23 protein-coding genes, 2 pseudogenes and 2 riboswitches are annotated in these 24,800 nt (G+C 64.7%); of the genes and pseudogenes, 13 read left to right on the top strand and 12 right to left on the bottom strand.

The genetic code is table 11. The annotated features are described in order from the left end of the window. Positions 1–71 precede the first annotated feature (71 nt). Positions 72–1,272, bottom strand: a pseudogene (locus J7E82_RS01615) (IS110 family transposase). Positions 1,273–1,646: 374 nt separating this feature from the next. On the opposite strand from J7E82_RS01615, the gene J7E82_RS01610 reads away from it, so the two are divergent. The 4 genes from J7E82_RS01610 (at position 1,647) to J7E82_RS01595 (ending at position 3,943) form a co-directional block, all read left to right on the top strand. After that, the gene (locus J7E82_RS01610) at positions 1,647–1,838 is read left to right on the top strand and encodes a hypothetical protein (RefSeq protein WP_214859695.1); all 192 of its coding nucleotides are present in this window, start codon (positions 1,647–1,649) and stop codon (positions 1,836–1,838) included. A 92-nt stretch (positions 1,839–1,930) separates the two neighbouring features. Next, positions 1,931–2,044, top strand: a riboswitch (SAM riboswitch). 13 nt (positions 2,045–2,057) lie between these two features. Next, positions 2,058–2,327, top strand: a complete 270-nt coding sequence (locus J7E82_RS01605; RefSeq protein WP_214859694.1) for a DUF1737 domain-containing protein — start codon at positions 2,058–2,060, stop codon at positions 2,325–2,327. Then, on the top strand, positions 2,324–2,734 hold the full coding sequence (locus J7E82_RS01600; protein WP_214859693.1) for a rhodanese-like domain-containing protein: 411 nt from the start codon (positions 2,324–2,326) through the stop codon (positions 2,732–2,734). Before J7E82_RS01605 ends, J7E82_RS01600 begins: the two co-directional genes overlap by 4 nt. After that, entirely contained in the window at positions 2,735–3,943 is a 1,209-nt protein-coding gene (locus J7E82_RS01595; protein ID WP_214859692.1) for an O-succinylhomoserine sulfhydrylase, read from the top strand. It begins immediately after the preceding gene. A 39-nt stretch (positions 3,944–3,982) separates the two neighbouring features. Here J7E82_RS01595 and J7E82_RS01590 read toward each other — a convergent pair whose 3' ends face one another. Further along, positions 3,983–5,233, bottom strand: a complete 1,251-nt coding sequence (locus tag J7E82_RS01590; RefSeq protein WP_214859691.1) for a glutamate--cysteine ligase — start codon at positions 5,231–5,233, stop codon at positions 3,983–3,985. A gap of 223 nt (positions 5,234–5,456) precedes the next feature. Then, a complete protein-coding gene (locus tag J7E82_RS01585; protein WP_214859690.1) occupies positions 5,457–6,980 on the bottom strand; it encodes a UDP-N-acetylglucosamine 1-carboxyvinyltransferase in 1,524 nt (507 codons plus the stop codon). Positions 6,981–7,263: 283 nt separating this feature from the next. On the opposite strand from J7E82_RS01585, the gene J7E82_RS20450 reads away from it, so the two are divergent. The 3 genes and pseudogenes from J7E82_RS20450 (at position 7,264) to J7E82_RS01575 (ending at position 9,782) form a co-directional block, all read left to right on the top strand. After that, positions 7,264–8,061 (top strand): penicillin acylase family protein, encoded by a 798-nt coding sequence (locus J7E82_RS20450; protein WP_251041308.1) that lies wholly within the window; start codon positions 7,264–7,266, stop codon positions 8,059–8,061. Beyond that, positions 7,997–9,180 (top strand): annotated as a pseudogene (locus J7E82_RS20440) (penicillin acylase family protein). The gene J7E82_RS20450 and the pseudogene J7E82_RS20440 overlap by 65 nt, the downstream one beginning before the upstream one ends. Further along, entirely contained in the window at positions 9,177–9,782 is a 606-nt protein-coding gene (locus tag J7E82_RS01575) for a GNAT family N-acetyltransferase (RefSeq protein ID WP_214859688.1), read from the top strand. The pseudogene J7E82_RS20440 and the gene J7E82_RS01575 overlap by 4 nt, the downstream one beginning before the upstream one ends. 30 nt (positions 9,783–9,812) lie before the next feature. Here the strand turns inward: J7E82_RS01575 and J7E82_RS01570 are convergent, their stop codons facing one another. From J7E82_RS01570 to J7E82_RS01560, 3 genes are read right to left on the bottom strand one after another with little or no spacing between them, the layout of a single operon-like run. Beyond that, the gene (locus J7E82_RS01570) at positions 9,813–10,604 is read right to left on the bottom strand and encodes an energy-coupling factor transporter transmembrane protein EcfT (RefSeq protein WP_214859686.1); all 792 of its coding nucleotides are present in this window, start codon (positions 10,602–10,604) and stop codon (positions 9,813–9,815) included. Further along, the gene (locus J7E82_RS01565) at positions 10,601–12,202 is read right to left on the bottom strand and encodes an ABC transporter ATP-binding protein (RefSeq protein WP_214859685.1); all 1,602 of its coding nucleotides are present in this window, start codon (positions 12,200–12,202) and stop codon (positions 10,601–10,603) included. Before J7E82_RS01565 ends, J7E82_RS01570 begins: the two co-directional genes overlap by 4 nt. Then, positions 12,202–12,834, bottom strand: coding sequence for an ECF transporter S component (locus J7E82_RS01560; RefSeq protein ID WP_214859684.1), 633 nt, complete (start codon positions 12,832–12,834; stop codon positions 12,202–12,204). The genes J7E82_RS01565 and J7E82_RS01560 overlap by 1 nt, the downstream gene beginning before the upstream one ends. A gap of 76 nt (positions 12,835–12,910) precedes the next feature. Continuing rightward, positions 12,911–13,054, bottom strand: a riboswitch (TPP riboswitch). 225 nt (positions 13,055–13,279) lie between these two features. Between J7E82_RS01560 and J7E82_RS01555 the strand changes: the two genes are divergently transcribed. From J7E82_RS01555 to idi, 3 genes are read left to right on the top strand one after another with little or no spacing between them, the layout of a single operon-like run. Continuing rightward, entirely contained in the window at positions 13,280–13,930 is a 651-nt protein-coding gene (locus tag J7E82_RS01555; protein ID WP_214859683.1) for an NUDIX hydrolase, read from the top strand. Positions 13,931–13,970: 40 nt separating this feature from the next. After that, complete coding sequence (locus J7E82_RS01550) at positions 13,971–14,231, top strand: DUF4235 domain-containing protein (protein ID WP_214859682.1); 261 nt, start codon at positions 13,971–13,973, stop codon at positions 14,229–14,231. A gap of 20 nt (positions 14,232–14,251) precedes the next feature. Continuing rightward, positions 14,252–14,794 (top strand): isopentenyl-diphosphate Delta-isomerase, encoded by a 543-nt coding sequence (gene idi / locus J7E82_RS01545; RefSeq protein WP_214859681.1) that lies wholly within the window; start codon positions 14,252–14,254, stop codon positions 14,792–14,794. Positions 14,795–14,806: 12 nt separating this feature from the next. On the opposite strand, the gene mnhG is transcribed toward idi, so the two are convergent. Genes mnhG through J7E82_RS01515 form a run of 6 tightly spaced genes read right to left on the bottom strand, consistent with a single transcriptional unit; the run spans position 14,807 to position 21,430 of the window. Next, the gene (gene mnhG / locus J7E82_RS01540; protein ID WP_214859680.1) at positions 14,807–15,226 is read right to left on the bottom strand and encodes a monovalent cation/H(+) antiporter subunit G; all 420 of its coding nucleotides are present in this window, start codon (positions 15,224–15,226) and stop codon (positions 14,807–14,809) included. Then, positions 15,216–15,494 carry a monovalent cation/H+ antiporter complex subunit F gene (locus J7E82_RS01535; protein WP_214859679.1) on the bottom strand — a complete coding sequence of 93 codons (279 nt, stop codon included), beginning with the start codon at positions 15,492–15,494 and terminating at the stop codon, positions 15,216–15,218. The genes mnhG and J7E82_RS01535 overlap by 11 nt, the downstream gene beginning before the upstream one ends. Next, complete coding sequence (locus tag J7E82_RS01530; protein WP_214859677.1) at positions 15,491–16,081, bottom strand: Na+/H+ antiporter subunit E; 591 nt, start codon at positions 16,079–16,081, stop codon at positions 15,491–15,493. The genes J7E82_RS01535 and J7E82_RS01530 overlap by 4 nt, the downstream gene beginning before the upstream one ends. Next, entirely contained in the window at positions 16,078–17,664 is a 1,587-nt protein-coding gene (locus J7E82_RS01525) for a Na+/H+ antiporter subunit D (protein ID WP_214859716.1), read from the bottom strand. Before J7E82_RS01525 ends, J7E82_RS01530 begins: the two co-directional genes overlap by 4 nt. Before the next feature lie 20 nt (positions 17,665–17,684). Beyond that, the gene (locus J7E82_RS01520; RefSeq protein WP_214859675.1) at positions 17,685–18,254 is read right to left on the bottom strand and encodes a Na(+)/H(+) antiporter subunit C; all 570 of its coding nucleotides are present in this window, start codon (positions 18,252–18,254) and stop codon (positions 17,685–17,687) included. Continuing rightward, a complete protein-coding gene (locus tag J7E82_RS01515) occupies positions 18,251–21,430 on the bottom strand; it encodes a Na+/H+ antiporter subunit A (RefSeq protein ID WP_214859673.1) in 3,180 nt (1,059 codons plus the stop codon). The genes J7E82_RS01520 and J7E82_RS01515 overlap by 4 nt, the downstream gene beginning before the upstream one ends. Positions 21,431–21,558: 128 nt before the next feature. On the opposite strand from J7E82_RS01515, the gene J7E82_RS01510 reads away from it, so the two are divergent. From J7E82_RS01510 to J7E82_RS01500, 3 genes are read left to right on the top strand one after another with little or no spacing between them, the layout of a single operon-like run. Continuing rightward, the gene (locus J7E82_RS01510; RefSeq protein ID WP_214859671.1) at positions 21,559–22,962 is read left to right on the top strand and encodes an MFS transporter; all 1,404 of its coding nucleotides are present in this window, start codon (positions 21,559–21,561) and stop codon (positions 22,960–22,962) included. A 44-nt stretch (positions 22,963–23,006) separates the two neighbouring features. Further along, positions 23,007–23,489: a cation:proton antiporter regulatory subunit gene (locus J7E82_RS01505; RefSeq protein WP_214859669.1), complete on the top strand. Its 483-nt coding sequence runs from the start codon at positions 23,007–23,009 to the stop codon at positions 23,487–23,489. Between the two features lie 5 nt (positions 23,490–23,494). Further along, the gene (locus tag J7E82_RS01500) at positions 23,495–24,697 is read left to right on the top strand and encodes a cation:proton antiporter (RefSeq protein ID WP_214859667.1); all 1,203 of its coding nucleotides are present in this window, start codon (positions 23,495–23,497) and stop codon (positions 24,695–24,697) included. The last annotated feature ends 103 nt before the right edge of the window (positions 24,698–24,800 follow it).

Raw genomic sequence — 24,800 nt, 5'->3', positions numbered from 1 at the left:
CCGAGACCCTTCTGCCAGTAACGTCGCACGAAACTGCCGGCATTACTTGGGGGGTGTCCCTATGCTTTTGGTCAAGCGGCCTGGGCGGGTTGTTCTTCATAGAAGGTGCCGTGTTTGAGCATTGAGTAGATGACGTCGCAGCGGCGTCGGGCGAGGCAGATGACGGCGGCGTTGTGCTTCTTTCCCTGGGCCCGTTTCTTTTGGTAGTAGGCCTTTGAGGCCGGGTGGTGGCAGCTGGCGATCCAGGCGGATCTGAACAGGGCGTTCTTGAGCTGTTTGTTGCCCGAGCGTGCGGGGAATTCACCGCGGATCGAGGTGCCGGAGCGTCGTGTTACCGGGGCGATGCCTGCGTAGGCTGCGAGGTGCCCGGCGGAGGTGAAGGTGCCGGCATCGCCGATGGTCAGGAGTATCGTCGCTGCGGTCTTGATGCCTACTCCCGGCATGGACATCAAGACCCGGGAAAGAGGGAAGTCATCGAGGAGCTTTTTGACTTCTTCGGCCACGATGGCTCGTTGGTGTTTGAGTTCCTTGATTTGCGCGGCGATGCGGGGGATGACCAGTTCGACGGCTTCGGTGCCGATCACGGTGACCGTCTGCTCGCCCAGTGCCGTGAAGATCGCGTCGACCAGGTTCACCGGGTCCTTCCGGCTGTGGTTCCTGGCCCAGCGCAGTACGTTGGACCGGCCCGGCAACCCGCAGCCCGGTCGGCCCGGCGTACTTGATGAACAGCTCCAGGACCAGGGACCGGGTCAGCACCGTTCCCGGGAAGACACGCTCCAGGGCGGGGAAAATCTGCAGCAGCAGGGACCGCAAACGGTTGATCGCCCTGGTGCACTCATGGGTCAGGTCCGCGTCGAATCCGGAGAGGACCTTCAGCGCCGCGAGCACCTCGCTGTCCCGGTCAACCGAGCGAAGCGTGTGCGGCATCGCCCGTGCCGTCTCGGCGATGATGAACGCATCCCGCGCGTCCGTCTTGGACTTTCCCGGGTACAGGTCAGCGGCTTTGCGCATCGCCAGGCCCGGCAGGTAGGCAACGGTGCAGCCGCTGTCCCGTGCCACGGCTATCGGCAGCGCACCGATGGTGTTGGGCTGGTCCACGATCACAAGCACCCGGCCGTGCTGCTGCAGGCCCGTGAAAAGCTCGCGCAGCCGAGCCTCGTCCTGCGGCAACGGCTTGTCGAAAACCCGCTCACCGGAGGCGTTCAACGCCGCGGCGTGGTGCTCGGACTTGCCAACATCAAGCCCGCAGTAGACCTCGTAACCTTCTTCCATCCGGCGCTCCTTTGCACCACTTCTGGCCGCAGTCACGACACCCGATGCTGGCACCCACGTTACAAAGAGACCTGGCCCCCGCGGAAGGAGCCGGCCGTGTCCCTATCAGCAGTCAACGCGTGTCTCCGAACCTGGCGACAACACCCCCCGGATCATCAGTGACAGGGCAAGAAAGTCATACCAGGTCCAGCGACCAAATCCCCGGCCTTCGGGGACGGAATAAATGTAACGGGCCATGGAAGCTACAGGACAAGAAAAAGCGGTCATTGCGTCGCGGGTAGAAGCCGGCCTGGACAGCGATGTCGTACGCCCGGGAGAAACCCCTGGAAGCCATGCTTGGACACTATGACGGCATGCGGCACTTGGAGCGATTCATGCCGACTGCCGATAGCCCGACTGACCGCTCCGCCCACGTCGAAGCGTACGAATCCCGGAATGTGCCTCCGTTCTCTTTCGCCAGCACAGCAGTGGTGCAGGAGCGCCGTCTGGCGCTGATCCGCTCCCTTGTACTCACTGTGCTCGTCTGCATCTTCACCCCCCTATTGCCTGCGCTGCTGGCTGCTTAGGTTCCTCGGCAGAGCCTCACGCCACCACCCGTTACGGAACATGACGACGGCGGCGGTGCGGGCCGCCGTCGTCAGTGTTACGTTTTTCCCTGAGTAATGAGCACCAGCGCCAAGCCCTGACTTGCTGGTCGGCAACCCTCTTTTGCGGCGGGGTGCCTCAGGTGACTACTCGGCGTATCGACATATTCGTACTGCAAGCGTGACTGAGGAGCACCGTCAATGCCTGAACCCACCGAAGAAAAACTCGCATACCGTCTGGTCACGGGCCCTGATACCCGTGATTTCTGCGAGCGGATCTCCACTGCCCTCGCCGAGGGTTATGTACTGCACGGCAGTCCGGCCGCCACGTTCAATGGCACCGACGTGATTGTTGCGCAGGCGGTAGTCCTGCCGTCCGCGATTGCCAGCGCCGACGCCGCCGTCGCCACTGCAGTTGACCTGTTGGAAGGCGACGAGGACGCCGAGGCAGCCTTCGAGGGTCACGCATGAGCTACGCAGGAGACCTCACCCCGCACGACGCCTGGGCCAAGCTGGAACAGGGCGCTATCCTGGTGGACGTCCGCACCGAGGGCGAGTGGGCGCACATCGGCATTCCCGACACCAAGGCCACGGAAAACGATCCCCTGTTCATCCAGTGGTCCCTCGCCGGCGGCTTTCCCAACCCTTCATTCCTGGAACAACTGAAGCAGCAGGCACCCGAGGACAAAGACGTTGAACTCGTGTTCCTGTGCCGTTCCGGCCAGCGCTCCATCTCGGCCGCGATCGCTGCAACACAGGCCGGCTACACCGCGTACAACGTCCTGGAAGGCTTCGAGGGCGATCCGGACCGCTACGGCGAGCGCACGCTGAATGGCTGGAAGAACCGCGGACTGCCGACGAACCTGGGGAAGAATTAAGTGACCTTCAATCCCGACGCCGCTGGCTGGAGCCCTGACACCCAGGCCGTCCGCGGCGGCCTTGACCGCACCAACTTCCAGGAAACCTCCGAGGCGGTGTTCCTGAACTCCGGCTTTGTCTACGAATCCGCCGCCGCTGCGGAACGTGCCTTCACCGGAGAGGACGAACGATTCGTCTACTCCCGCTACGGCAATCCTTCCGTCGCCACTTTCCAGGAGCGGCTTCGCCTGCTTGAGGGCACGGAGGCGTGCTTCGCCACGGCCTCGGGTATGTCCGCCGTCTTCACAGCGCTCGGCGCGTTGCTGGCCGCCGGAGACCGCGTAGTAGCGGCCCGGTCACTGTTCGGCTCCTGCTTTGTGATCCTTAATGAAATCCTCCCCCGTTGGGGCGTGGAGACGGTCTTCGTGGACGGGCCGGACCTCGAGCAGTGGCGCTCCGCGCTGTCTGTGCCCACCACGGCAGTGTTCTTCGAATCGCCGTCGAACCCGATGCAGGAAATCGTGGACATTGCGACCGTGAGCGAACTGGCGCACGCAGCCGGCGCCACCGTCGTCGTCGACAACGTCTTTGCCACTCCTCTGCTGCAGCGCTGCGGTGAACTCGGCGCGGACGTGATCGTCTACTCCGGCACCAAGCACATCGACGGCCAGGGACGCGTCCTGGGCGGCGCCATTCTCGGCACGAAAGAATTCATTGACGGCCCTGTGAAGCAGCTCATGCGGCACACCGGTCCCTCGCTCTCGGCCTTCAACGCCTGGGTGTTGACCAAGGGCCTGGAAACCATGGGACTGCGCGTCAACCACTCCTCGGCATCGGCCCTGCGGATCGCCGAATGGCTTGAGGAGCAGCCCGCGATCAACTGGGTCAAGTACCCGCTGCTGAAGTCGCATCCGCAGTACGAGCTCGCCGCGAAGCAGATGAAGGCCGGCGGCACGGTGCTGACGTTCGAACTCTCCCCGTCCGGTGATTTGACGGCCAAGGACGCGGCTTTCGCCCTGTTGGATGCACTGTCAGTGATCGACATTTCGAACAACCTGGGCGACTCCAAGTCCCTCATCACCCACCCGGCAACCACGACGCACCGCGCCATGGGTCCGGAAGGGCGCGCAGCGATCGGCCTGAGCGACGGCGTGGTGCGGCTGTCGGTGGGACTGGAAGACGTGGACGATCTCATCCGTGACCTTGAAAAGGCCCTGAAGCAGATCTAGCTCACTGTCCCGGACGACGACCCTGCTGCGGATTCGGCCCTACGGTTCCTGCAGGATCTCGGGTTCCGGCCAGTTCTGCCTCACCCAAGTCAGTACCGGCTGCGGTTTGGTGTCCAGTTCGTCGTCGGCGCCGCGGACAGTCATCCGCACGGCGTGTTCGACGACGGCTGCCAGTCCGCCATCGGTACGTGCGGGATCGACCGCCAGCGCGCGTGCGGCGGCCTCACGTTGCTCAGCCGCGCCCGTTCCGCGCTCCAGCAGCGCCTTGATCCCGCTCCGAACGATCTCCAGTTCGTCCTGTTCGGCGAGCACGGGCTCCACGTAGTCCACCAGCGCCCAGACTACATCCGCAGCAGGTTCCGGCCGGAAGTTTCCGAAGTCCAGCAGCTCACCGCGCAGGCCGAAGTTGCTCGCCTGCCACGACGCCATCCTCAGCAACGATGTGGGCACGGGCGCGGGCTCGATGCCTGCATGCCACTCCCTGACCGTCGTTTCCACGAGCGCCCTGACTAGTACTGCGATGAGCGCAGAATCCTCGGCCCGCAGGCAGACATCGGCCACCCGTATCTCAACAGTGGGGTGGTGTCGGGAGAGCCGCGCGTCGAAGTAGATCATGCCCTCATCCAAGGGCACGCCGGTGTCAAGGAGCCGGGTGATAACCCGCCTGTAGGAAATGTGCGAGCCGAAGACGGCAGACGGTCCGGCAGTGGGCCAGCGGTTCCATGCCTGTGTCCGATAGCTTTCGAAGCCGGTCTCCACACCGTGCCAGTATGGCGAGTTCGCGCTGATGGCTGTCAGGACTGAGAGCTTGTCCCTGATTCGGTCGATGATCGCCACGCCTTCCTCGGGAGACTCGATGAAGGTATGGACGTGTAGGCCGCACGTGAGCTGTTCGTGGACCGTCAGGCCAAACCGTTCCATCATTGCCGCGTACCGGGGGTCTGGCGTCATGTGGGTGGTGGCGTCCAGGGGCGACGTAGCCAAGGCCGCAATCCGGGCGCCGTGTTGGCGGGCGGCATTGTCGGCAATGGAGCGAGCCAGCCGAATCTGGTGCAGCAGCTCGCCATGGAAAGTGCACGGCCGCGTCTGCGTCTCGATCTGCTCGAGTTTGAGCTCATGGCTGAGGCCTGTTTCGGATCCTGACGGAGTGGCATCCCCCGGTGCCGGGGTGATCTGTTCGTGGGCGTTGGCTCCAGGTTGGGCAGACAGCAGCGCCTGGGCGAGCGCCAGCGGCTCACCGCTCTCCGGATCCACGATCAGAAGCTCTTCCTCAACCCCAAAGGTCCGCATGCAACCATTCTGCTCTACAGGCGTGTCTACAGGCATTGTCCGGCGCGGTCTCGTTTTGTGGGGGTGGGTAGTTTGGGCCTTCCTGGCGTCGGATTCTGCGCGATCATTCCGCGGGGAAGGCCGGGGAACCAGGCGCAACGCCTGCAATCCGCGGCGGAAGGAGCGTCAGGCAGGAATGATCAGGCAGAATCCGCCGCGCGCACCCAGAATCCGCGGGCCCCTCCTAGTCCTGGAAGTACTCGATCCTCGCGCCGATCGTGTTGAGCCGCTCGGCCAGGTCTTCATAGCCGCGCTCGATCACATAGATATTGCGCAGCTCGGAGACGCCGCGGGCGGCCAGCATGGCCAGCAGGATGCAGGCGGCGGGACGCAGTGCCGGAGGGCAGCCCACCTCGGCGGCACGCCACTTGGTGGGACCGTTGACGTAGATCCGATGGGGGTCAAGGAGCTGGATCTGCCCGCCGAGCTTGTTCAGCTCCGTGAGATAAATAGCGCGGTTCTCATACACCCAATCGTGAATCATGGTCTGGCCCTTGGCGCAGCTGGCGATGACAGCGAAGAACGGCAAGTTATCGATGTTCAGCCCTGGGAAGGGCATGGGGTGGATCTTGTCCTTGGCGGCCGTGAGCCGGGAGGGCTTAGTGGTTACGTCCACGAGCCGCGTCTTCCCGTTGCGGGCCATGTATTCGCCGCTCACAACCAGCTGCTGCCCCATCTGTTCCAGCATGGCGAGCTCGATTTCCATGAACTCGATGGGGACGCGACGGATGGTCACCTCAGAATGGGTCACGATTCCGGCCGTGATAAGGCTCATTGCCTCGATGGGGTCCTCGGAAGGGAAATACTCGATGTCGACGTCGATGCCGGGCCTCCCGGTGATCCTCAGGGTGGTGGTTCCGATGCCGTCAATCTCGACCCCGAGACCCTGCAGGTAGAAGCAGAGGTCCTGGACCATGTAGTTGGGGCTCGCGTTGCGGATCACCGTGGTGCCCGGCCTGTGCGCCGCGGCCATGATGGCATTTTCCGTGACGGTGTCGCCTCGCTCGGTCAGCACGAAAGATCGGTCCTCGGCGTCGATCGGCGGCGCCTGGACTTGGTAGAAGCCGGACGTGGCTTCCACCGACAAACCGAACTGTCGCAGGGCCTGCATGTGCGGTTCAACGGTACGGGTGCCCAGGTCGCAGCCTCCGGCGTAGGGAAGCCGGTACTCGTTGCTCTCATCCAGAAGCGGGCCCAGGAGCATGATGACGCTGCGGGTACGCCGGGCTGCCTCCACGTCCATGGAGTCCAGGTCCAGCACTTCCGGACGCCTGATGCGCAGGTCGTTTCCGTTCAGCCAGGTGCATTCGACGCCGATGGAGGTCAGGACCTCGACGATCCTGTTGACCTCCTCGATTCGTGCCAGGCGACGCAGCGTTGTCGTGCCGCGGTTGATAAGGCTGGCGCACAAAAGGGCAACGCCCGCGTTCTTGCTGCTGTTCACGTCCACAGCGCCCGCAAGCCTGCGTCCGCCTTCGACGCGCAGGTGGGTCATTTGCGGCTTGCCGACTTTGACGATGGTCCGCCCGAAGATCGACTCGAGCCGTTCGATCATCCTGAGGCTGAGGTTCTGCTTCCCCTGTTCCATCCGGGCTATGGCACTTTGGCTGGTGCCAAGTTCAGAAGCCAGCTGTCCCTGGGTCCAGCCCTTCTCACCGCGTGCGTCGCGGAGAAGATTACCTACATGTTCGGCGGTGGGCTGCGTCATAAGAAAAAAATATCATAAATGAGCTATTTCGTCGCTAAGGCACGCAGGACTCGGAAGAATCTTCAGGCAGTACCCACGTCATGCGATACTTCTCTCTCAGTCCTGTGCCCATCATGCCACTCCTTGGACGCCTGACCCTTCACCGTTCGACACTTTTTGGCAGTTCCCACGCCAGCGTCCTATCGTTGCTTAAGTAAGCCTTACCTAAGTCAAGAGAGTCCGCAAAAATCATGACGCCTGCGCCGCAAATGGACTCGCTGCCTGCCGGCACCTATCGCGACTCATGGGGAATCCCCCTCTCAGGGCGGACTCCACCGCCCATCTTGCCTACCTCCAAGGCTGGAACGCGGGCATTGACCGCTCCTGGCAGATCGAACTGGAACGCTGGCGAGCAGAGGGCCGTACGGCGGAACACCTGGGCCAGGACGGCGTGGAGTGGGACCGCTTCGCCCGACGCGCACAGCTTGAAGACACCGCCCGTAAATGCTTCGAAAACCTCGACGGCGAAACACAGCTTTGGTGCCGACGTTACGTGGACGGCATCAACGACGCCTTGGCCGCGGGCCACCGAATCGGGCGGGAGTTTGAACTCACGGAAACCGCCCCTCACCCTGGAACCCTTGGACTTCGCTGGGCGTCTTCCTGGTCCAGCACATTCTCTTCTCAACTTTCCCGAACAAGCTGTTTCGTGCCCATGTGGCCCGGTCGTTGGGAACTACGGCAGTGGAACTCTTCAGCATCGAAGCTCCGGTGTGGTCTGGCAGCAACGCCTGGGCCGTCCACGGCTCGTGCACCGCCACAGGAATCTCCGCTGATCGCGGGCGACCCCCACCGCCTCCTGGAACTACCCGGCACCTATCAGCAGGTTCGCCTCTCCTGCCCCGAGTTCGACGTCGTCGGCTTCGCCTTTCCGGGCGTCCCCGGGCTGCCGCATTTCGGCCACACTGGCCACGCGACGTGGGCCATCACCAACGCCATGATTCGAGGCCCTGCTGCCCCTGTTGCGCAGCCGGAACGTGGACGACGTCGAGCAGGCCCTCGGACGCTGGGTGGAGCCGGTGAACAGCGTGGTGGCCGCTGATCGGCAAGGCGCCGTGCGGCATTTCCTGGCCGGCCTGGTACCCCAGCGTCATCCGGACAACAGGAAGCTCCCGGTCCTGCCTGGTCCCCCAAGCATCAGTGGAGTGGTGGGTTTGTACCGCTCCCCCACACTGACGTGAGCCGTTTTGCCGTAAGCGCCAACGACCGTGCGGCGGGCGGCGGCGACGAGGTGGCTCTGGAGTTCGCGCCGTCACACCGCGCCCGCCGGATCAGTCAGCTCCTGGGGGACCCGGCGCCCCTGGTCTCCCGGCATCCGACCAAGGGAGCGGAATTGGCAAACGCAGCCCCCGCGGCGAAGCTGCTGACGGTCGAGGACATGCAGGCCATCCACTCGGACACGCTCCTCGGCTCTCTGCTGGTTTTCCACCGGGTGCTGGCCCAGCTCCAGCCCGAGTTGCTGAGCGAGGAAGCCCGCCAGTTGCGCTCCCGCATCCTGGGCTGGGATGGCCGGATGGATGCAGATAGTGTCGAAGCGGGGGACTTTGCTCGCTGGCGTTCAACGCTTGTGCAGCAAATTGCCGGACATGCCGAGCTGAAGCCGCTTGCCGAACCCCATCACCGCTCCCCACTCTTTGGCCCGTGGCTCTCAGTAGCGTCGCGGGTAGGCTTCGCGCTTGAGACTCTCCTGTCGAGGGGACATGAGCTGGGGATCGACGTCGGCTTAGAGGTGGCCGCGGCGCTGGAAGCGACGGCATCCGAATCCGAACATACTGCGGAGCCGGCCCTGGACCTTGGCCCGCCCGTCTCACAACCGTGGGGGAATCGGCACACGTTGCTCCCTGTTCACGAGCTTCCGGGAGACCTTGCCGCAGCCATTCCCGTTACTCCCCTGTCCGGAGACACCGGCTGCGTGCTTTCCACGGAGAGCCTTCCCGGCGTCGAGGACCGCAGCTTCCGGGGGCCGGTGGCCCGCTATGTGTGGGACCTGTCCGACGGCCAGGACAGCCGATGGATAGTCCCCTTTGGGGCCGCCGACACGCCGTCGAGCCCGCACTTCGCCGACCAACTGCCATTGTGGGCGACCGGGGACCTCATTCCCGTCGTTACCGACTGGAGCCTTCTTAGCCTTGAACCTGTTTCTTCCAAGGAGACCCAATGACCCAGCCGCCATCCACCCTTGCCACCTACGACGCCCGGCCAACGGTCTACACCGAGCAGCTAGGCACGGAACAGCTGCGGATCGTCCCCCTGGTCCCCGACGAGGACCTGGACCTGGTGTACGCCTGGGTCAAGGAGGAGCGTGCCCGGTTCTGGGGAATGACGGAGTACAGCCGGAAAGACGTGCTTGAGGTCTACCATTTCCTGGATCCGCTGGAAACCCATCATGCGTTCCTGGTCCTGTTGGATGGCGAACCGAAGGCCTTGTTCCAGACGTACGAGCCGCTCCACGACCCCGTGGGCGAAGCTTATCCAGCCCGAGTGGAAGACGTCGGCATGCACCTGTTGCTGGCGCCAGCTAAACAACCAGCCCCGGATTTCACTCCGCGCCTGGTGTCTGCCCTCATCCGCTTCCTGTTCACGGACCCGGCTATCGATCGGATAATCGTGGAGCCGGATGCCCGCAACAGCAAAGCCGTGCGCCGGCTCGAAACCACGTGCTTCGAGCTAGGGCCCGTCATCCAGCTTGCGGAGAAGGAAGCGCAACTGGCTTTCCTGACCCGCGAACGCTTCGAAAAGATTGCTGCATTCAAGAACCGCTGACCTTTCGAAGGACGCCCTCGAAGGACGCCCTCACCAGACGAAGTTCCAGGTTCCTGCCCACTGGGCCGCCAGCGCCGCCGCGCCAGCGAGTAGCACGCCTCCCAGCAGCACCCATGCGTCGAGCAGACTATAGCTTGATTCGCGTGCCCAGGTCCGCTCGGAGCCGCCGAAGCCTCGTGCTTCCATCGTGACGGCAAGCCGCGATGCCCTGCGGATGGCCTGCACCAGGAGTCCGAAGCTCTGGCCAAGCATCGCCCGGAACCGCTGCGACGGAGTCCCCCGGGAGCCGACACCTCGGGCCCGCCGTGCCATACCGATGGTCTGCCATTCTTCCGCCATAAGGCCCACGAGCCGCATCGCCGCGAGGGTCCCCAACACGAAACGGTGGGGCAGTTTCGCCTTCTGGGCCAGCGCGTCAGCAAGGTCTGTTGGGTCCGTGCAGCTCATCAGGAGGATCGCCGGCAACGCGATCGCCAGGCCGCGCAACATAAACCCGAGCCCCAGCTGAAGCGAGCCTTCGCTGATGGACCAGATCCCCGCGTCGAGCAGTATCCTGCCGCTGTCCGCGGAGAGGATGGACGTGCTCCAGCCGCCCAAGGCTGCCGCGATGATGAGGGGCCAGCCGCGCTGCCACAGCAGCCGCAGGCTGAGCCCCGCCAGGGGGAACAGCGCCAGTTCACCCAGCAGGGCCGTGGAGGCGGACACCCAGTCGATGGACAGAGCCAGGACCAGGGTGATGAGGACGACGGCGGCGAACTTGGCCAGCGGATTGGCGCGGGTCAGCAGGGCTTCGTTCCCACGAATGCTCAAGACGTTCCTCATGCGGCACCGGCCTCCTGCCGTGTGCCGCTTTGCGAGGCGGGGCCCAGTCGAAGCTCCGAGCCGCCCAGCACGGCAGTGAATTCCTCGTCGTGGGTCACCGAGACAACCGCGGTTCCGGCGTCGAGCAGTTCCGAGAGGAACGAGGCCAGTTCGGCCCAGGTAGTGGCGTCCTGGCCGAAGGTGGGCTCGTCCAGGACCAGCACCCGAGGATGGGCGGCCAGGACCGTCGCCACGGATAGTCGCCGTTTCTCGCCGCCGGAGAGGGTGTAGGGGTTGGCCTCAACCAGATGGGTCAGGCGCAGCCGCTCCAACAGCTCGTCTACACGTTCACCGCCGTGGCCCAGATGGCGTGGCCCGAACATGAGCTCGTCCAGCACTCGCCCGGTGACGAACTGGTGCTCCGGCTCCTGGAAAACCGTACCGATGCGGGCAATGAGCTGTTCGGCCTTCCATTTGAAGGGGTCGATTCCGGCGCCCTCACTGAGCTCCAGCGTGGCCGAGACATGCCCCTCAACCGGCTGGAGCAGCCCGGCAAGCGTTAGGGCAAAGGTTGATTTACCGGCGCCGTTGGGGCCGGTAATGGTCAGGGCCTGGCCGGCGCGGACCTGGGCAGTAATGCCGAGCTGCACCGGTGCAGGCGGGATAGTTTTGAAGCCACGCCGGCGGGGCCGCTCGCGGGACACCGCGAGGCCCTCGGCTGCGAGCAGGAGCTGGGCGGGCCCTCCGATATCCGCTCTGTCGACGGCGGCATTCTCGAGGGCTGCTTGGTCGCCGGCGATACGTGCCCGAGTGGCCGGTACGTAGCCCGGCACCCAGACCCCGGCAGCGGTGAGCATGTCCCGCGCCTGTTCCAGGACAAGGTCCGGCGGGCCGTCCAGCAGCACGGCGGGATCTTTGGCGTTGCCCGGCCGCAGGACCACGATCCGGTCCACCAGGTCCTTCCACACAGACACCCGGTGTTCCACTACCACCAGGGTGGCGCCGGTCTTGTCCAGGCAACGGCCGACGGCGTCGCGGACCTCCAGGACACCGGCAGGATCCAGGTTCGCGGTGGGCTCGTCCAGGAGGATGAGCCCGGGCCGCATGGCCAGGATCCCGGCCATGGCAAGGCGCTGTTTCTGCCCGCCGGAGAGGGCCGACGTCGGGTGGTCCAGCGGCAGGTGCGCCAGTCCGACGTCGTCCAGCGCCTCATGCACGCGCCGCCAGATCTCATCCCGGGGGACCGCGAGGTTTTCCGCGCCGAAGGCGACGTCGTCGCCGAGCCGGGAGAGGACCACCTGCGTTTCCGGATCCTGCTGCATGAGCCCTGCGCGTCCCCGCTGTCCGCGCGGCGCACCGCCGTCAAGATGCAGGACGCCGGTCTCGTCGGCGTCGTCCTCACTCCCGTCTCCTGCCACGCCGTCCCCGAGCACTCCCGCGAGGGCATGCAGGAGCGTGGACTTGCCCGCCCCCGAGGGCCCCAGCAGGAGCACGCGTTCACCCGGCTCGATGTCCAGGTCGAGGCCATGGACGGCGGGGGTGGCACGTCCGGCATGTCGCCAGCCCCATCCCCGGGCGAGAACAGTGGCCGGACGAACGCCGGCGTCGGAGGCAGGCATCAGGAGAAGGCAGGCTCCGTGTCCGCCTTGCGTGAGGCGAACGAGCTCAGCACGCCGGTCTTGGCCAGGCCACGGGTGGCGATCCAGGACAGTGCGCCTGCAATGATGGCTCCCGAGATGGCGCAGAAGATGATGTAGGCGAGCTTGTCACCGGCTCCGTAGGCGATGTTCCAGCCCCACGGTGCGAAGGAGTCGTTCAGGCCACAGAACAATCCGGCACCCGCGCCGGCCAGCAGGGCCGCCGACAGATTGAACTTCTTGTAGCGGTAGGCCGCGAAGACGAGTTCCGCGCCCAAGCCCTGCACCAGGCCGGAAATGAGCACCGTGGTGCCGTACTGCGAGCCCATGATGAGCTCCCCGGTGGCGGCAACTGTTTCGCAGAACAGCGCAGCTCCCGGCTTGCGGATGATCAGCATGCCCAGCACGGCCGGGATCATCCAGCCGCCGGCATACAGCCCGGTGAGCGGCGGGTAGACGGCGTTGGCCGGAGCGGAGATGAGGTTGGCGCCCTGGGACCAGGCCCAGAAGATGACGCCGCCGGCGATTGCGATGAGCGCAGCCACAACGATGTCCACAACCCGCCAGCTGGAGCCGGCCTTGTTCGGTGTCTGCTTTGCAGAAATTCCAGTCATTTTGTCCTCCTGAGGAACAGGAGGGGATAGTGTCTTCGGCTTGCCTCCGAGCGGCCTCCGCCGCGCCGGTTCCGTACACTCTGAGAACTCGACTCCCTTGCGCCGGTACTAGCCGGATCAGGTTCGAGGGTCTGCGGCTGTCCGCACTCTCAGCGCCCCTTCCGCGCATTGCCGGTGTGTACCGAAAATGCCCGACGGCGGCGCTCCCCTGTCGTTATCAATCTGCCCTTTTGGGCGTGGTCCAGTTTACACCTCGGGCCGCGCCCAACACCGACGGGGGAGGGAAAAGACGGCGTATGACTCGGCACCCGACAGCGGGCTCCGGGCTCGCGTCGGTTCCTGCCTGATCATTCAGGACCGACACCTGCCATGGCCCGCCAGGACGCGGGGGCCGGAGCACCTGCGAGAATGATCGGGCAGAATCCGACACCGCAGAAGGGCAACCATGAACGACAGCGCCGGAACCGGCTCGATAGCCAAGCCCAGGCTCGCCGCCAGCGTCATCCTGCTGCGGGACGGTGCGGCCGGGCTGGAGGTCTTTGTCCAGCACAGGGTCTCCACCATGGACTTTGCCGCCGAAATGGTGGTCTTTCCTGGAGGACGCGTTGATGAGATAGACCGCAGGGGCTGGGACTATGCGGAGGAACTGCTGACAAGCCATGCTCATGCGTGGCGGCGGAGCAGCCTGGCAGGGACACAAGACGCGGGAATGCTCATAGCGGCCGCATTGCGCGAGGTATTTGAGGAAGCGGGCATCCAACTGGAGGCCGGTTCCCTGCTGCCCTGGGCCAACTGGATCACACCTCCGGATCAACCGAAACGCTTCGATACTTTCTTCTTCCTGGCGGTCCCGGATAGAGACGTCGAACCGCAGCACCTGACCACGGAGGCGTCCGCGTCGCTATGGATGCCCGTGAGTGACATCCTGGAGCAGGAGGCCGCGCAAACGCTGAAACTCATGCCGCCCACGTTCGTGCTCCTGGGTGAACTCGCCGAGCTCGGAAGCGTTGATGCCGTGCTGTCACTCGAGCGGGAGATCATTCCGGTGAAGGCCGCGGCGGGCGCCCTTCAGGAATTCCTCAAACGCAGGCGATAGGCTGGGGCCGGACCTGTTGTCGCCCGTTAGGAGTCATGAAGTGAACTTCCTCATCAAGCTGCTCGGAACCGGTGTAAGCATTGGCGCAGGCCTACTCGGTACCAAGGTGGTCAACATGGTCTGGGAGAAAACCACTGGCCGGAAGCCTCCCACAGGCAAGGACGACACTCCGACGAGCCTGCGCTCAGCCCTGACGTTCGCGCTGGTATCAGCGTCGGTCAGCACCATCATCCAGGTCCTCGCCAACCGCGGCACGCAGCGCGCCATTGCCCGCTTCGCCAAGACCCAAGACATCGTTTAGGCGGAATAGGCGAGGAAGCCATGAACGACCAGCCGATCGCCGAGCCACCAGAGCTGGTGCAGCTCGTGGACGAGGAAGGGCATCACCTGGGCACTGCTCCCAAGGCGACTGTCCACAACGCAGACACTCCGCTGCACCTGGCGTTCTCCTGCCACGTCTACTCCCCCTCGGGCCTGGTACTGGTCACGCGCAGGTCGCTGGCCAAGAAAACCTGGCCTGGCGTGTGGACAAACTCCTTCTGCGGGCATCCGGCACCGGGAGAATCGCCTGAAGACGCAGTGGTGCGCCGGGCCCGCCAGGAACTCGGACTCCGGATTGAAGGGGTGGAGCCGCTCCTGCCTGATTTCCGTTACCGGGCCGTGGACAGTTCCGGCATCGTGGAGAACGAACTGTGCCCCGTGTACCGCGCGGTGACCAACAAGGATCCCCTCCCCGTGGCCTCCGAAGTGGCCGAATGGGCGTGGACGGATCCAGCCGCACTCAGGGAAGCAGTGACCGCGGCACCTTACGCCTTCAGCCCCTGGCTGGTCCTCCAGCTTCGCAGGCTCGAAGGGCAAATGTAGCCCGGCCGGACCTCATGGTCGCTTGCTGCCCGCTGCATCGCGGGCGTCCTGTTCCGCTTGCTCCTCGGCAGCGGCCCGCCGCACGACGTCGGCGAGCTCATCGGTACTGAGGAGCTCCTTTTGCAGGTGCTTGGTGCGGTAGCCTGCACGACCCACCATATGGGCGGAGACCGGCACAGTAAGCAGTTGGAAGATCCACGCCACGAGCAGCACGGGCCACACCCACCACGTCCGCAACTGCAGGCCAATCGCTGCAAGGACCAGGAACAGCCCAAGCACCTGCGGCTTGGTGGCAGCATGCATGCGGCTCATGAGGTCGGGAAAACGTAGCAGGCCAATGGCAGCGGCCAGCGACATCAGGGCGCCCGCGACAAGGAAGACGGCAGTGAGGGCATCAATAAACGCATCAAAGCCGGAAGCGTCAGCTGTCATGCGGATTCGGCCTCCGATCTGCCACGAAGCGGGCCACCGTCACCGAGCCGATGAACCCGATCAGCGTCAGCGCCACCAGCAGCATCAGGTTGTTCAGGTGGCGGTTCATCGCCATGTCGATAGCCAGTGCAGCTCCGAGGATCGCCAGGAGGACGTCGGCGGCAAGGACCCGGTCCAGCAGTGAAGGCCCGACGGCGATGCGGACAATTGCTCCAGCGGCGGCGAGGGTGAGGATCACTGCCGTGACGATGAGGATAGTTTCCTTCACAATGCCTCTCCTGTTTCGTCTCGAAGCTGCCGGGTTTCTCGAAGCTGCCGTTGGTCGTTGCGGAGCGCCTCGACTTCTTCGGCTGAGCCCATGATTCGGATCAGGCTGGCTTCGGTGTCCTGGACTTCTTTCCGCAGCCTGTCGCTGTCCGCACTGTTGCGGATATTCAGCCCATGGATGTACAGCGTGGACGTGGAGCGGTCCACCTCCACCACCAGGGACCCGGGGATCAGTGAGATGACATGCCCCGTAGCCGTCATGAGCAGATCGGATTGGCTGCGTAGCGGCACGGCCACCACGGCATTGGTTACTCGCGGTCCTTTGAAAATGGCCAGGTACATGACCTGGAAGCTGGCGGCCGCTACCTTTCCCAGGAACACGAAAGCGAACGCAAACGCCCTCAGGAGGTTGAAGCGCCCGCTAAGTTCCACTGGAGGCAGGTAGAAGATCCTGGCGACCACCACGGCAATCAGGGCACCGAAGAGCAGGTTTCCGGGGCTGAAATCCTGCCATAACGCAGCCCAAACAACCACCAGCCACACGAGCAGCGGGATCTCTCTCTTCAGGGAAATTGGCTTGCGGCTCATTTGCTGCCGCCATCTTGCACGGCCTCGGCGGGCAGGGTCTTGGGGATGGGCGGCACGGGAGCCTCGTCGCCAAGGACAGCCTGGATATACGACGAGCGGTCCAGCATTTCCGTGGCGGCCTGGTCGGAGACCCTAAATAGCGGCCCGGCGAAGACGGTGAGGGCGACGCCGAAAAGCACCAGTCCCGCCGTCGAGCCGACCATGGTCCTCGGCAGCATGCCCACGGTACCCGGGCGCTGCAGCACGGGATCAGGGTATTCGGCGTCTTCGGGCTTCCGCCAGAAGGCCCTGTTCCAGACCCTCGCGATCGCCAGCAACGTCAGCAGGCTTGTCACCACCCCGCCCACCACAAGGACAATGGCCAGGGGTGTACCGAGGCTGACGCCGGCCTGCATGAGCCCGACCTTGCCGAGGAAGCCCGAGAACGGCGGGATGCCGGCCAGGTTCATGCCGGGCACGAAGAACAACAGCGCCAGGACCGGCGACAGCTTGGCGAGGCCACCGAGGCGGTCAATCGATGAACTGCCGCCGCGGCGCTCGATCAGGCCGGTCACCAGGAACAGGCTGGTCTGGATCGTGATGTGGTGCGCTACGTAGAACATGGCCGCGCCCAACCCGGCGATCGAGGACATCGCCAGGCCAAACACCATATAGCCGATGTGGCTCACGAGGGTGAAGGACAGGAGTCGCTTGATGTCGCTTTGGGCAATGGCGCCCAGGATGCCTACCACCATGGTCAGCAGGGCCGCCACCATCAATGGCGTGTTGAGGTTTTCGCCAGGAAAAAGCAGGGTCTCCGTCCGAACCATGGCGTAGACGCCCACTTTTGTCAGGAGGCCGGCGAACACCGCCGTGACGGGTGCAGGCGCGGTGGGATAAGAGTCGGGAAGCCAGAAGGACAGCGGGAACACGGCCGCCTTGATGCCGAATGCCACAAGGAGCATGACATGCAGCAGTGTCTGCGTTCCGGGATCCAGTTCGGCCAGCTTGATGGCGAGGTCGGCCATCGTGACCGTACCCGTGGCGCCGTAGATCATGGCAATGGCGATGAGGAACAGCACCGAGGACACTACGGAAACCACCACGTACGTGACACCGGCACGGATACGGGGCCCCGTTCCTCCCAATGTCATGAGCACGTAGCTAGCCGTCAGCAGGATCTCGAAGCCCACGTACAGGTTGAACAGGTCGCCGGTGAGGAACGCATTGGAAACCCCCGCCACCAGGATCAGGTACGTCGGGTGGAAGACGGACAGCGGCGCGTCCTGGTCGCCGTCGGCCATGCCTTGGCCTGTGGCGTACACCAGGACGGCCAGGCTCACAACAGTGGACACCACCAGCATGAGCGAGGAGAACTGGTCCACCACGAGGACGATCCCCCACGGCGGCAGCCAGCCGCCGATAGTCACGGCGGTGGTGCCCCCGTCCCAGACCGAGGCCAGCAGCAGGCACTCCAGGAGAAGTGTGAGAGCCAGGAGACCGATGCTGACGGCACGCTGGGCGCGCGAGTGCCGGATCAGGACGAAGGTGAGGGCGGCGCCGAGGATGGGAAGGACGACGGCGAGCGGGGCCAGGCTGGCCATGTTCCCAGTATCGGCAAAGTTCACCGCTCGCCTCCTTCCAAATTGATGTTTCGAGAGACGTTCCGGGAGCCGGGGCTTTCCTCCAAGGCCGCAGTGTCCGCGCTGAGCTCCTTCGCGCCGGCCGTCACGGTCTCGCCGTCGCTTTCCGCAGCCGTTCCCGGACTGGCCACGGCGGTAAGGGGGAACTCCGATGTCTCCATGGGAACATCGGCATCGTCCTCAGCGTCGAAGCTGGGTGTGCGGGCAACGCGGCGGTCTTCGACGTCGTCCTGGATCTCGTCCTGCCGGCCCAGCGTCCAGGTGCGGTAGATGATGCCGAGCATAAACGCGGTCACTGCGAACGAGATCACGATCGAGGTGAGGATCAGCGCCTGCGGCAGGGGGTCGTTATAGTCCTCCGACGGAATATCCTGATCGAACAACGGCGCCAGCCCGGCATAGCCGCCCGTGGCCAGGATCAGCAGGTTCGTGGCGTTGGCCAGGAGCATGAGCCCCAGCAGGACGCGGGTGAGGCTGCGCTCCAGGATCAGGTAGATTCCGCAGGCGTAGAGCACCCCCATGACAATCAGCAGGGTCAGGTTGACGCTCATACCGGGCTCCTTCCGGCACCTGCGACTTCTCCGGCGCCAGCGGCCGGTCCGGCGCCTGCGGCCTGGCCGGCTGCCGGGCTCCTTCCGGCCCCTGCAGCCTGGCCGGCACTTGCGGCCTGGGCTTCGGCGGTAACGCGCGCTTCCGTCTCCAACTCGGCTTCGGCCGCCTCGTCCGGCCCGGCGTCCGGGGGTGCCATGGTGGCTGTCTCCTCGAAGTGCTCGTCAATTTCGGCACCGAGGCTGCGCAGCACGTCCAGGGCCAGCCCGACCACCACGATGTACACCCCGATGTCGAAGATCGTGGAGGTGACGAACTTGATGTCCCCGAACACGGGAAGCCAGACCTGGATGATGGCGCTCTGGAACACCTGCCCGCCCAGCAGGAGGGGCACAAACCCGGACGCGGCCGCCGTCGCCAGGCCCGTCCCCAGCAGTGTTCCGGCCGAGAGCGGCGTAGCTTCGCTGAGCTCGAAGCGGCCCCCGGCCAGATAGCGCATGGTCAGCGCAAGCCCGGCAGTCAGGCCGCCGGCGAAACCGCCCCCGGGGAGATTGTGGCCGGCAAGCAGGAGATAGAGGGAGAACACGATCAGGGAATGGAAAATCAGCCTCGTGACTACCTCGAAGATGATCGAGCGCCGTTCCGGGGCAAGCGTCCGGCCGGCCACAAGCCACGGGTTGCGGCCGACGTCGGCGAACTTCCGCGCGAGAGCCAGCTGGGCGCCGTCGTGGGAATTGCGTACGACGCCGATGCGGCGCCCCACGCTGCCTTCGGCCACCTTGGAGGAAGCGCGAAGCCGCTCGCCGCGGCCACGGATGAAGATGAGGCTTGCGACGCCGGTCGCGGCCACCGCGAGAACCGCGATCTCGCCAAAGGTATCCCAGGCGCGGATGTCCACGAGGGTCACGTTGACCACGTTTAGCCCTCCCCCGCCCTCATAGGCGAGGCGGGGAAACTCGAGGGAAACCGGCGTCGCAACCCGGGCTCCCATTGCATAGATGGCGACGAAGATCATGGTGACACCGAACGCGATACCGATGATGACGCGAACCAGGCGGTATTTTCCGCCAGTGCGGTCCCGGAGCTCGGGAGGCAGGCTGCGCATCGCCAGGACGAACGCCACCAGCACGATCGTCTCGACGAGCATTTGGGTCAGGGCCAGGTCCGGAGCACCCTGCAGGGCGAACATGAGGGCAATGCCGTAGCCGGTCACTGAGACCATGAGGACAGCCAGGAACCGCTTGTTGGCCTTCAGGGCCGCCAGCGCCCCCACCACAATGCCGGCGGCAGCGATCAGCTGGAGCGGGGAATTGCCGTCCACCAGGTAGAGCCCCCCGGGCAGCGGCTTGTTGGCAATGATCAGGGCTGTGAGGGGGACCGCGAAGGCGACGCTGAGGATGACGGCGAGGTAGAAGTACAGTGAACCGCGCTGGGTACGCCCGGTGAGCCAGACGGCGACGTCGTCTATGGCACCGATGGTGTGCTGATAGGCGCGATCGCCGTCGATCCAGTCCGGCACCCGCTGCTGAAGCCGTGCCACGACATTCCGCCCGTAGAACATCACAGTACCTGCAACGAAGATGATCGCAGCCAGCCCCAGGGCGGGAGTGAGGCCGTGCCACAGCGACAGGTGACCGGGCCCGGCGTCGGGCGCTGTACCGGCGGCCGCAAACAGCGCCGCATAAGGCTGGATCCAGCCATCCACGGAAGCCGGCCACAGGCCGTAGACCAGCGTCAGCAGGCTAAGAATTGCCGGAGCGGCCAGGAAGGCGGGTCGGATGGCCTTGAACGGCGTACGCTCAACGCCCTCCTTGACGGCGAACGCACCCCACATGAATCGGGCACTGTAGGCGAAGGTGAGGATGGAGCCGAGGACCAGGCCGACTAGCAGGACCACGCACCAGGCTCCGGAGTCTTTGCCCGTTCCGTACTGGACGAAGGCCGCGACCACCGATTCCTTGGCCACGAACCCCGCCAGCGGCGGGACGCCTGCCATGGACCCGGCTGCGACGGCGGCAACGATCCCCAGGGCTCGAGAAGACTGGAACACTCCGGACAACTTCCGGATGTCGCGGGTTCCCGTTTGGTGGTCGATGATGCCCACCACCAGGAAGAGGGCGGCCTTGAACAGGGCGTGGGCCACAAGCAGTGCGAGGCCAGCGAGCGCGGCGTCGGGCTTGCCGAGGCCGACCACCATGGTGAGGAAGCCCAGTTGACTCACGGTGCCAAAGGCGAGGATGAGCTTGATATCCGTCTGGCGGAGCGCGCGGTAGCCGCCCACCAGCATGGTGGCCAGTCCAAGCCCCAGCACCAGCGGCAGCCAGAAGGGCGCATCCGTGAAGCCGGGTGCGAAGCGCGCCACGATATAGATGCCGGCCTTGACCATGGCCGCAGCGTGCAGGTATGCGCTAACCGGAGTGGGTGCCGCCATCGCCCCCGGAAGCCAGAAGTGGAAAGGGACCAGGGCGGACTTGGTGATGGCGCCAACCAGAATAAGTACGACGGCGGTTGCCACCGCGTCCTGCGCCGGTCCCGTGGCGAGGGCGGGGATTTCGCCACCTGCCGAAGTGCCGGCACCTCCGGCAGCCTGGGCCAGGATGGCGGAAAGGCGGTAAGTGCCCGCGGTGGTGCCCAGAATGATCAGGCCAATGAGCATCGCCAGCCCGCCGGCGGTGGTCACCATCAAGGCCTGCAGGGCCGAGCGCCGCGCCGACAGCCTGGTCCGTGCGTAGCCGATCAGCAGATAGGACAGCACGGTGGTCAGTTCCCAGAAAATGAACATGACCAGGAGATCGTCGGCAGTGACCAGGCCGAACATCGCGCCGGCAAACGCCAGCATTTGGGCCCCGAAGACGCCCAGTGACTGGTCCCTGTCCTTGAAGTAGCGCGCGCAGTAGGCCAGGACCAGGGTACCCACGCCAAGAATCAGAAGGGACATCACCCAGGCAAGGGCGTCCATGCGGAACGCCAGTTCAATGCCCAGTTCGGGGATCCAGGGAAGCACTTCCTCGGTGAAGCCAGCCTGGCCGGAATACACAGCCCCCTGCTGGAAAAGCAGCCAGACGAACGCGGCCGCCGGGACCGCCGCGAGGATAAAGAAAGCGTTCCTGCCAATTCTGGCGAAGATCAAGGGCGCCACAGTTGCCGCAACAAGGGTCACGGCAAGGACGGGGATCACTTTTTCTCCGCTAAGTCAGGTTTGTTGTCAAGAAAGTTGGGGCAGGCGGTTATGCGTTGGGTTCGGTGACCCAAGTTTATCAAGCGAAAGGACTGCCCAACTCCGCTCCTTGCCCTAGCATTCAGCCTATGAACACCGCCGCAGCCCCCGAAGCTCAACCTTCGGCGTCCGAACTGGCCTCTGGTCCAAAGGCCTTAGGCAAGGGACGCATCCTGGCCTGGGCGGCCTGGGACTGGGGATCCGCGGCCTTCAACGCGATCATGACAACGTTCGTGTTCACGGTCTACCTGACCTCGCAGGCCTTTGGAGGCGAAGACGCGGCGTCGGCCGCGCTCGGCGGGGGGCTGGCGATTGCCGGCGTCGTGATTGCCCTGCTGGCACCGGTTACGGGCCAGCGCTCCGACGCCGGAGGGCGACGGAAGCTGTGGCTGGGAGTCAACACGGCCGCCGTCGCGGTCCTGACGGCGCTGTGCTTCTTCGTCTTTCCGCGCCCGGAGTTCCTCCTCCTCGGCGTCTCCCTGATAGCCCTCGGCAACGTGTTCTTCGAGTTCGCCGGCGTCAACTACAACGCGATGCTGGCCCAGGTGTCCACGCCGAAGAACATTGGCAAAGTCAGCGGCTTTGGCTGGGGCATGGGGTACCTCGGCGGAATCGTGGCGCTGCTGGCCGTCCTGCAGCTTTTTGTCCAGCCGTCCTTCGAGTGGTTCGGGGCGTCACCAGAGAACGGCTTGAACATCCGCCTGGTCGCGGTATTTTCAGCCCTTTGGTTCTTCATCTTCGCCCTCCCGGTCCTTTTCGCGGTACCGGAACTGCCGCCCCGTCCCGCCGCGGCCAGGCTCGGATTCCTGGAGTCGTACGGGCTGTTGCTGCGGCGCGTCAAGGCCATCTACCGGACCAGTCCCCACACCATCTTCTTCCTCCTGGCCAGTGCCATCTTCAGGGACGGCCTGGCCGCGGTGTTCACCTTTGGCGGCGTGATCGCGGCGGGGACATTCGGCTTCGAACTGCGGGAAGTCATCTTCTTTGCCATCTTCGGCAACATCGTTGCTGCCATAGGCGCCATGATCGGCGGCTTCCTGGACGACAGGATCGGACCCAAAGCGGTCATCATTATTTCCCTCATCGGACTCCTCGTGTCAGGCACAGCCATCCTGGTCCTCGGCAACGGCAATTACGTGTTCTTCGGCCTCCCGTGGGCGGGCAGCACCACGTTCTGGGTGTTCGGCCTGTTCCTGTCCCTGTTCGTGGGACCAGCACAGGCATCGTCCCGCGCCTACCTGGCCCGGCTGGCCCCCAGCGGCGAGACCGGCGAACTGTTCGGCCTCTACGCCACCACGGGCAGGGCAGTGAGCTTCCTGGCGCCGTCGCTCTTCACCTTGTCTATCGCCGTCGCGACCCCACTAGTAGCCGAAGGGGAGGCCCAGCGCTGGGGCATCCTGGGGATCATGGTGGTTCTGCTGGCCGGCCTCCTAGTTCTCCTGCCCGTGAAGGCGCCCGAAAAAACCGCCATCGCCGTGGTTCCCGAGCGGTGACGGATGTCATTTCACATCGCTTCTGAGCGGACTAGGGTGGAGGTATGAATGTTGAAGAGACGGAACTTCCGGGCTTTGGCGTCCGCAAGGACTTCGTCACGGCATCCGGGCGGCGTATCGGCGTCGTTGAGCTCCGGGAAGGCGAGACGGAACTTTTCGTCTCCACCTGGGACGACCCGGACACTTGCCAGGCTTCCATACCGCTGACCGCGGACGAGGCCGCCACTTTGGGGAATTTGCTTGGCGGGCAACACATTGCCATGCGCCTTGCCGAAGACCACAAGGAGATCCCGGGAATCTCTACCCGACAATTCTCCATCGCTGCGGATTCACCGTTCCAGAACCAGCCCATGGGGAAGGCACGGATTCGGACACGGTGCGGTGCGTCCATCGTGGCCATCATGCGTGAAGGTGAGGTGGTCCCGTCTCCGGGACCGGACGTCATCCTGCACACGGGAGATCTGCTTATCGCTGTCGGCACCCAGGAAGGTCTCGATTCCGCGGCTGACATTCTGCGCCACGGCTGACCCGCATGGATCCACTTGCACTGACCCTCATTGAGTTGGGGGCCATTGTGTTCTGCCTGGGCCTCCTGGCCAGGCTCGCTGAGCGGATCGGGATGTCTCCCATACCGCTGTACCTCGTAGGTGGCTTGGGCTTCGGCGCTGGCGGCCTGATCAAGTTCGAAGGCATCCAGGAGTTCGCCCACCTCTCGGGCGAGATTGGCGTGATCCTCCTCCTGTTAATGCTCGGCCTGGAATATACGGCCCAGGAACTGGTCACGGGCATGCGCCGCTCCTGGCAGGGCGGCGTGCTGGACCTCGTGCTGAACTTCATTCCCGGCGCCGCGGTGGCTCTTCTCCTTGGCTGGGGGCTGGTGGGAGCCGTCGTAATGGGCGGCGTCACGTATATTTCCTCGTCGGGCATCGCGGCCAAGGTCATCACCGACCTTGGCCGCATCGGTAACCGCGAAACTCCCGTGGTGATCTCCATCCTGGTCTTCGAAGACCTGGCCATGGCCCTTTACCTTCCCATCCTCACCGCCATCCTCGCCGGCGTCGGGTTCCTGGGCGGGCTCCAGACGGTAGGCGTATCCCTCGCCGTCGTCTCCGTGGTGCTTGTGGTCGCGCTCCGGCACGGGCACCGGGTCTCGCAGGCGGTTCATAGTGAGAACTCGGAGATCTTCCTCCTGAACCTGCTCGGCGCGGCCCTCCTGGTAGCCGGCATCGCTTCCGCCACCCAGGTCTCAGCCGCAGTAGGCGCCTTCCTCCTCGGCATAGCAATCTCCGGCGCAACAGCCCAGAACGCCACCCGCATCCTGGAGCCCCTGCGGGACCTCTTCGCGGCAATTTTCTTCGTGGCATTCGGCCTCAACACCGACCCGTCGTCCATTCCCCCGGTCCTTGGCTTTGCGCTTTTGCTTGCCGTCGTCACGACTGCCACCAAGATCCTGACGGGGTACTGGGCTGCCAAGCGTGCGGGCATAGCGATTCCCGGACGCTTCCGCGCGGGAGCTGCCCTGGTTGCCCGCGGCGAATTCTCGATCGTGATCGCCGGTCTTGCGGTCGCTTCCGGCGGCGTGGCGAGCGAAATCGTGGCCCTCGCCACGGCTTACGTCCTCATCATGGCCGTCCTCGGACCCTTGGCGGCGCGTTTCGTGGAGCCGGTGGTCAAGTCGCTGCGTCCCCCTCCGCCCCCGGCAGCCCGCCGCCAGGAAACTCCGGCTGTTCCGTAGGAATCCCCCTCTCGCCGAGGTGCGAGATCTCGGCGCTTTCGACGTCGGAAAGCCGCGAAAGCTCGCTCCTCGGCGAGCGCGCCAAGCATCCCGCCACCCATTC

The sequence above is a fragment of the Arthrobacter sp. ISL-30 genome (assembly GCF_018613855.1).
GTDB lineage: Bacteria > Actinomycetota > Actinomycetes > Actinomycetales > Micrococcaceae > Arthrobacter.
The sequence above is the reverse complement of the archived record's forward strand: the minus strand, read 5'-3'. Positions and strand labels throughout refer to the sequence as shown.